Annotated in this window: 2 protein-coding genes and 1 pseudogene; 1 reads left to right on the top strand and 2 read right to left on the bottom strand. The window is 69.2% G+C overall.

Going from position 1 to position 1,946, the window contains the following annotated elements; translation table 11 throughout:
- Nucleotides 1-388 precede the first annotated feature (388 nt).
- Entirely contained in the window at nt 389-877 is a 489-nt protein-coding gene (locus ACFVTC_RS42805; RefSeq protein ID WP_390135257.1) for a DUF5709 domain-containing protein, read from the bottom strand.
- A gap of 398 nt (nt 878-1,275) precedes the next feature.
- The gene (locus tag ACFVTC_RS42800) at nt 1,276-1,440 is read right to left on the bottom strand and encodes a hypothetical protein (protein ID WP_390135255.1); all 165 of its coding nucleotides are present in this window, start codon (nt 1,438-1,440) and stop codon (nt 1,276-1,278) included.
- Between the two features lie 400 nt (nt 1,441-1,840).
- Between ACFVTC_RS42800 and ACFVTC_RS42795 the strand changes: the two are divergent.
- Nucleotides 1,841-1,946, top strand: a pseudogene (locus tag ACFVTC_RS42795) (PRC-barrel domain containing protein); the annotation flags it as partial.

The raw sequence follows: 1,946 nt of genomic DNA, 5'->3' as shown, positions 1-1,946 counted from the left end.
ACACACCCACACCCCTTGCCAACACCCGCCCCCACCCCCAACCCGCCACACCCCACCACCCCACCCCCCACCAACCCATCACCCGAAAGTGGATCACGATCCATGGAGGTGCGGGGCGGCCTCGGAACCCTTCACCGGTGCCCTTCCCGTGATGATCCGTCGGCCCGCCGACCAGGGCACGCCGAAGCGGGGTTCCGCCCGGACGGCGCGTGGCGGGCCGCTCGCTCAGCGGCCCAGCGCCTCGCGCGGCTGCTGTTTGTCCATCGTGGAGCGTCCCTCGACGCCCTTCTCCCTGGCCTCTTCGCAGAGCTGATCCCTGGTGAGCCCCCGAGCACCGCTGCGGGAACGCACTTCGCCGCGCCGAGGTGCGGACTTCCTGTCACGCGGGTCAGAGGACGTCGGTGTCGTCGTCCGGGATGCGGTGGACGGCGGCCTCCTCGGCTGCGGCCGCGCCGCCGTCGATGCCCACGTCCTCGGCGAACATGTCCTTCTCGGCGTCCTCGTGCGCGCCACCGTCCCGTGCCACGAGTCGGCCCGCGCGCTCCTGCCCCACCTCGTCGTCCAGCGGCTCGCCCTCACCGTCCGGGAGGTCACCGAGACCGTCGTCAGTCTCCATTTCCTCGAGAGCCGGGTCCGCCACCTCCTCCGCCAGCCGCTGATCCAGGCTCTCGCCCTCCCGCTGCTCCCGTGCGGTGGTGCCCTGGTGCTCCACTCCCAGCGGGCGCTCGGGCGGCGACCAGCCCTCGTCGTACGGGTCCGACCCGCGGTCGTAGAGCGTGTCCTCCGGGTCGAGGATGCCCTCGTCCTCGCGCCCCTCGGGGCCCTCGGGCTGATAGACCTCGTCGCCCATGACTTCCTCGTTGTCCTGACCGTCCATGGCGTGTGACCTCCGGGGCGAGTGCGTGCCCTGCGGCCCGCGTATCCAGGCTGCTGCACACCACACCTTCCGGCACGCCGGATTCGCGTCCCGGCGAAAAGTGTTCACGCACGCGACGACATGGGCGCCCGTCGGCCGCTGTCGGGCTCGGAGGTCCGCCGGGCAGGACTCGGCCCACTCGGCTCAGCCGACGCCGTCGGGCCGCACGGCGGGACCACATACTCGTTGGATTTCCCGGCCGCCTCATCAGAGATACCCATCTCATTATCTCCCGTTCGCACGCACGGCAATACCGCACGCATTAACGACGGATCCGACGACGTGTCCAAGGAGAGTGACGGGCCCATGAAAAGGATCGAACGAGCCGCGGTCTCCCTTCATGGCGACGGCGCTCGCAATCAGCCCTCGGCCGGTCGCTGGCAGGCCGGGCACAGGACGAGACAGCCGTCCGGATCCGGGGTGACGACGGTCCCCCAGCCACGGCATTCCTCGCAGTCCCGGGCTAGGGCGACGTCCAGGCGCGGGTCGGCGGCACAGGGGTCGGGATGAGTTGCTTGGGCCATGACGTGCTGCTCCTCGGCATGGGGGCGACGACAGAGCCACATCGTCGTTGTCGATGTATACCCATGTCCCGCCTGTCGCGGATGCGCCGCGGAGGCATTTCCTCGGTCGCGCATCGAACGCGGGACGCTTCCCCGCGCACGCGAACAGCGCTGATCCCGACCGAAGGACTCGCCCCCCCTCTCACGCCTCACCCCGTATCCGGCGTCCAAACCCGGAAAGTTTCCACAGGGAAAACGTCGGATCCGCCGCGTCCCGAGGTCGCGGCGGATTCGATGTGTAGCATCCGGGGCACAGGGCACCCGGCGTTCCGAGAAAACGTCACCGAATTCGATGACGCCTGTACAACCCCGCATTTCCTGACGGCGGGGAAGCGAAAGATATCGAAGAAGGAGCCGTTTTATGAGCGACAGCATCTGGGGCTACCAGCCGACCACCGGCCACGCCGCGGGCACCGACCTGATCGGCTACAAGGTCGAGGCCACCGACGGCAGCATCGGCAAGGTCG

The sequence above is a fragment of the Streptomyces sp. NPDC057950 genome (genome assembly GCF_042887295.1).
Taxonomy (GTDB): domain Bacteria; phylum Actinomycetota; class Actinomycetes; order Streptomycetales; family Streptomycetaceae; genus Streptomyces; species Streptomyces kaempferi.
The sequence above is the reverse complement of the archived record's forward strand: the minus strand, read 5'-3'. Positions and strand labels throughout refer to the sequence as shown.

Excerpts from the sequence above, each read along its gene's own strand:
- ACFVTC_RS42800 (WP_390135255.1), bottom strand. The coding sequence starts at position 1,440 with ATGGCCCAAGCAACTCATCCCGACCCCTGTGCCGCCGACCCGCGCCTG.
- ACFVTC_RS42805 (WP_390135257.1), bottom strand. The coding sequence starts at position 877 with ATGGACGGTCAGGACAACGAGGAAGTCATGGGCGACGAGGTCTATCAG.